The 5,130-nt window shown below is 69.1% G+C and carries 4 protein-coding genes; 2 read left to right on the top strand and 2 right to left on the bottom strand.

Features of this window, described 5'->3' with window-relative positions; all coding sequences use genetic code 11:
* Together acpA and AC1D01_RS20100 are read right to left on the bottom strand one after the other, a co-directional pair.
* A partial coding sequence (gene acpA / locus AC1D01_RS20105) for an acid phosphatase (RefSeq protein ID WP_477869370.1) occupies window positions 1-1,180 on the bottom strand: 1,180 nt, incomplete at its 3' end.
* Window positions 1,181-1,236: 56 nt separating this feature from the next.
* A complete protein-coding gene (locus AC1D01_RS20100; protein ID WP_477869368.1) occupies window positions 1,237-2,622 on the bottom strand; it encodes an FAD-containing oxidoreductase in 1,386 nt (461 codons plus the stop codon).
* 283 nt (window positions 2,623-2,905) lie between these two features.
* Between AC1D01_RS20100 and AC1D01_RS20095 the strand changes: the two genes are divergently transcribed.
* Window positions 2,906-4,033: a phosphoenolpyruvate carboxykinase (ATP) gene (locus AC1D01_RS20095; RefSeq protein ID WP_477869366.1), complete on the top strand. Its 1,128-nt coding sequence runs from the start codon at window positions 2,906-2,908 to the stop codon at window positions 4,031-4,033.
* 59 nt (window positions 4,034-4,092) lie between these two features.
* Window positions 4,093-5,109 (top strand): Fe(II)-2OG oxygenase family protein, encoded by a 1,017-nt coding sequence (locus tag AC1D01_RS20090; protein WP_477869364.1) that lies wholly within the window; start codon window positions 4,093-4,095, stop codon window positions 5,107-5,109.
* The last annotated feature ends 21 nt before the right edge of the window (window positions 5,110-5,130 follow it).

Here is a 5,130-nt window from a genome sequence, read left to right as displayed (position 1 = left end):
AATCCTTCAGGTGCGCCTTGCGGTACGCGGCCTTCGCCGGATCGGTCGGGTCGACCGTCGCGTAGTAGTTGAACGGCTGGTGGTGCGTCTGGAAGCCGATCGGCGACGCATAGATCACCTTGCGCGCCACCGCCGCCGGCTGCCGGCCCTCGTCGGTGGCGGTGTTCCACGCGCCGCCGTACCAGGCCCAGTCGACGCCCTTGCGGTCGAGCATGTCGCCGATCGTCGCCTGCGTCTGCGGCGGCAGCGTGTTGGCCTTGCCCGCATCGGCCAGCAGGTCGCTGCCCGCGGCCGCCGGCGGCACGCCGCTCGGTTGATACGCCGGCTGCATCGTGTTGACCGCGTAGTACTTGCCGTCACCGGCGTAATCAGCCGGCGTCAGGTTGCTGCTGTTGACATACTTCGGCGGCCCGGCGATCGCCGACGACGGCGAATCGGGCCGCGTCGTGAGCTTCGAACTCCAGCGCCCGTCGGCCAGCCGGTCGACCGCCGAGATCGAGCCCTTGGCCGGCGACTGCTCGGCATCGGGGTACACCGGCACGCAGGCGCACACCAGGTACTGGTGGTTCAGGAACGAGCCGCCGAATGCGCCCATGTAGAAGCGATCCGCCAGCACGTACTGCTGCGCGATCTGCCACAGCCGCATCCGGCTGCCGTCGTAGTAGCCGAGCGACAGGCCGCCGCCATCGGCCCAGGCGGCGAACTTGTCGTTGCGCCCGCCGTTGATCTGCATCTGGTTCTCGAAGAAGCGGTGGTACAGGTCGCGCGTGATCACGTCCTGCCCGACCTTCACGCCGCTGCCCTGGTAGCCCGCATCGGCATCGATCTGGAACGGCCGGTTGTCCTGGTTCGCAGTCGCGCCCTGCGCCAGCGTCACCGCCTGCCCTGCCGCGGTGACGCCGCCCCAGGTCTGCGGCAGCTTGGGCAGCACGACGTTGCTGTCGCGCTCGGTCTGCGGCTGCCAGGTGCCGCGCGACGACGGGTTCACGCCGGGGATGCCGTCGGCACCGGGGAACAGGCCGTACAGGGTGTCGAAGGCGCGGTTCTCCGCAAAGATCACGACGACCGTCTGGATGCTGTCCTGCAGCTTCGCATCGCTGACGGGTCCGCCCGCCGGCGGTGGGGTGCCGCACGCGGCAAGGGAGGCCGCCAGCGCGACGGCAGTGGCACGGATCTTCATCGGTCGCTCTCCTGGTTGTTCTTCGAGGGAGCGCTATCTTCCTTCATTTCCTCCCGTCATTTCGGCAGCGGCTTCAGCTGCTGCAGCAAGGTCGGGATCAGCTCGCTGACCGTCGGGTGGATGTGCATCGCCCGCGCGATCACCGTGTACGGCGCGTTCGCCGCCATCACGTCGAGCAGCGAATGCACGATCTCGTCGCCGTCGATGCACAGCAGCGACGCGCCGAGGATGCGCTCGGTCTGCGCATCCACCAGCACCTTCATGAAGCCCTGCGTCTCGCCGCGCTCCTTCGCGCGGCCGACCCGCGTCATCGGCATCACGCCGACCAGCGCATCGCGCCCGCTCGCCCGCACCTCGGCCTCGGTCATGCCGACGCGCCCGAGCGGCGGGTCGATGTAGAGCGCATAGGCCGGGATGCGGTCGCTGACGCGGCGCGGATCGTCGTCCAGCAGGTTGGCGGCGACGATCTCGTGGTCGTTGTACGAGGTGTGCGTGAACGCGCCGCGGCCGTTGCAATCGCCCATCGCCCAGAGGCCGGGCACGCTGGTGCGCAGCTGGTCGTCGACCTCGATGTAGCCGCGTGCATCGCAGATCACGCCGGCGTGCTCGAGCCCGAGATCGTCGGTGTTCGGGCGGCGGCCCACGGCCACCAGCAGGTGGCTGCCGGTGAGCTCGCGCGGCCGGCCGTCCTGCAGGATGCTCAGGCGGATGGCGCCATCGGCAGCGCGGGCCAGCGAGAAATCGCGCGCCATCGTGAGCACCTCGACGCCCTCGCGCTCGAGGATCGCGCGCACCTCGGCCGACACCTCCGGATCCTCGCGCGACACCAGGCGCCCGCCATGCTCCAGCACCGTGACGCGTGCGCCGAAGCGGCGGTGCATCTGCGCGAACTCCAGCCCGATGTAGCTGCCGCCGATCACCAGCAGGTGCTCCGGCACGACGTCGAGCGCCATCATCGAGGTGTTGGTCAGCACCGGCACGTCGGCGATGCCGGGCCAGTCGGGCACGATCGGACGCGCGCCGGTGTTGATGAAGACCTTCGGCGCCTCGAGCACCTCGTCGCCCACCTGCACGCGGTGCGGCCCGACGAAGCGCGCGTGCCCCCAAAGCAGGCTCAGGTTCTCCATGCCGCCGAGCCACGACGACAGCGACGCCACCGACTGCGCGACGATCGCATCCTTGCGCGCCTTCACCGCCTTCATGTCGACGCGCACCGCGCCGTCGATCACCACGCCGTAGTCCGCCGCGCGGCGCGCGACATGCGCGGTGCGCGCACTCGCCACCAGCGTCTTGGTCGGGATGCAGCCGTCGTTGACGCAGGTGCCGCCCAGGTGCTCGCGCTCGACCAGCGCGGTCTTCATGCCGGCGGCGCACAGCCGGGCCGCGAGGAACGGCCCGGCCTGGCCGCTGCCGATCACGATGGCGTCGAAATGGCGTGTCATCAGAATCCTCCATGGAAGCTGCCGCGCATCATGCGCCGGCATCAAAAAAACCCTGCCTTGGTCGGATTCGAGACAGCGAACTGACAGCCCTCTTCGACGCAGGGGCGCTTGACCCGCCCGTGCCGGCTCCGTAGACTTTGCCGCCTGGGCTCACAAGAATTCTTGTGCCCCCACCCAGCCGGCCGCCTGTCATGCGGCACACGACTCCCACACGGAGACGCTCCCCCTTCAACCGGGCCTCGGCTGCCTTGCCGCCGAGGAACATTGCGTCTTCGAGGCCTGCGTGGACACGAGTCGTCATCGGCTGCTCGACAGCCAGTTCCTGCTTCACAGCGCGTTCGGCGATGCCTGGTTCTTCGACCGCATCGCGCGCTCCTACGAGCCTTCGGTGATCGAGCCGGGCGCCATGCCGGCGATGGACATCCGCGTGCACYATGCCGGCGCCGCCGAGCTGGCCGATGCGTCCGCCGGCTGGCCGGCGCACGCGCGATTCCACCGTTCGCTGAACTACCCGCACTGGAACCTCGAAGGCCCGGCCGATGCCGGCATCGATGCCGGCGGTGCCATCCACCTGCCGGGCGAAGGCATGCTGTTCCGCCACGATGCGCGGCGCGCCTGCCTCGACGTGCACATCGACCCGATGCGCGCCGTGCGCTCCAGCGAGCTGATCTTCCACGCCGCGCGCAACCTGACGCTGTGGCGCCGCGGGCCACGCTTTGCACCGATGCTGCATGCGAGCGCGGTGGTGCTCGATGGCGGGGCCTGGCTGTTCCTCGGCTGCAAGGGGGCCGGCAAGTCGACGCTGTTCATCGACATGGTGCTGCGGCACGGCGCGCGCCCGCTCGCCAACGACCGGGTGCTGCTGGATGCCGAAGACGGGCGCAGCGTGTGGTCGTGGCCCAGCTACCTGTCGTACTGCGAAGGCACGATCGTCGACTACCCCGAGCTGCGTCGCATCTTCGACGCCGGCCTGCGCGACCTGCAGCGCCGCCACATCGATGTCGGCCAGACCTGCGACCGGGCGCTGTACCGGCGCAGCTACGCGCAGCAGCACAAGCGCATCGTCGCGCCCTGCCTGCTGGCCGAGGTGCTGGGCACGCTGTACGTGCCGCGCGCGCCGCTGGCCGGCGTGGTGCGGGCCACGCTCGAGCCGGGCCATGCCGCCGGCGTCACCGTGCATGCCTCGGGCAGCACCGCGGGCCTGCAACATGCCGACATCGCCGATGCGCTGTTCCCGGCCGATGACCCCGATTTCCCGTGCTGGCACGGCGACACGCGAGGCTTCGCGCAGCGGCCGGAGCCCGGTGCCGCGGCGCTCGGCTGGCTGCGCGCCGCCGACGTGCCCTGGCTCGAGATCACGATCGACCCGGTCTGCGGCAAGCACGGGCTGCGCCAGTTGCTCGATCGCTGACGGCCACCCCAACCGCATCCGCACCCTCACCCTCACCCGACCTTCAGGGAGAACAGAAGATGACCACCCTCGACACCCGATGCCGCGAGCTGCCGCTGGATTTCAGCTTCAGCGACGCAGAGCGCAGCGCGCTGGTCCGGCGCCTCGAATCGATCCGTGTGAGCCCGTACAAGGCCTACGAGGCGTTCAGCCACGAGATCCGCATGCTGGTCGCCGGCGATCCGAACCTCGCGCGCTTTCGCGATTTCATGGAGGGGCGCCGGCGCGCGTCCGCGTACGAGCGGCCGTTCGTGTTCGTCGAGAACGGCCCGATCGACAGCCTGCTGCCCGAACTGGGCAATGTCGACCCGGTGGCCGACAAGCACAGGCTGAAGCGCAGCTTCGTCGCCGAAGGCTTCCTGCAGCTGTATGCCGAGGTGGCCGGCGAGCACCCGATCTCGTACCTGAACGTGAACGACGGCGATGTCTTCCAGGACATCTTCCCGAAAGATGCGCTGAAAGACTCGCAATCGCAGAAGGCACTCGGCCCGATCCATTTCCACAAGGACCTGGCGAACCACTTCGTGCGCCCCGACCTGGTCAACATCCTGGCGCTGCGCAGCTGCGACGACAACGAGATCTGGACCACCTTCGTGGCCAACCGCGACGTGCTGGCCGCACTCGACAAGGACACGCTGGCGGTGCTGCGCGAAGCCGCGTTCTACACGCCGTTCGACGACCTGTCGATGGTGGGCGGCAACGTGGCCCTGGGCAAGGCGTCCGAGCATGCGGTGCTGACGCGCGAGGTCGACCTGCGCTTCTTCGAGAACCGCACCGAGGGCCTGACCGATTCGGCGACCCGTGCCGTGAAGCGGCTGACCGCCACGCTGCACGCGATGAAGCGCCGGGTGCTGATGCGCCCGGGCGATTTCGTCTCGATCTCGAACAACCTGTCGCTGCACGGCAAGGAGATCGGCATCGTGCGCAACGAAGCCGCTCAACACCGGCGCTGGAGCATCAAGACGGTCAACGTCCATGCCATCGCGCCGCATCAGCCGCACCTGGTTCCCGGCAGCTCGTACCTGGTCAACGGGTGACCCAAGGGATGACCCAATAGA

The organism is Rhizobacter sp. P3_B12, assembly GCF_056402895.1.
The sequence above is the reverse complement of the archived record's forward strand: the minus strand, read 5'-3'. Positions and strand labels throughout refer to the sequence as shown.

Coding starts and splice junctions, on each gene's coding strand:
- AC1D01_RS20100 (WP_477869368.1), bottom strand. CDS start 2,622: ATGACACGCCATTTCGACGCCATCGTGATCGGCAGCGGCCAGGCCGGG.
- AC1D01_RS20090 (WP_477869364.1), top strand. CDS start 4,093: ATGACCACCCTCGACACCCGATGCCGCGAGCTGCCGCTGGATTTCAGC.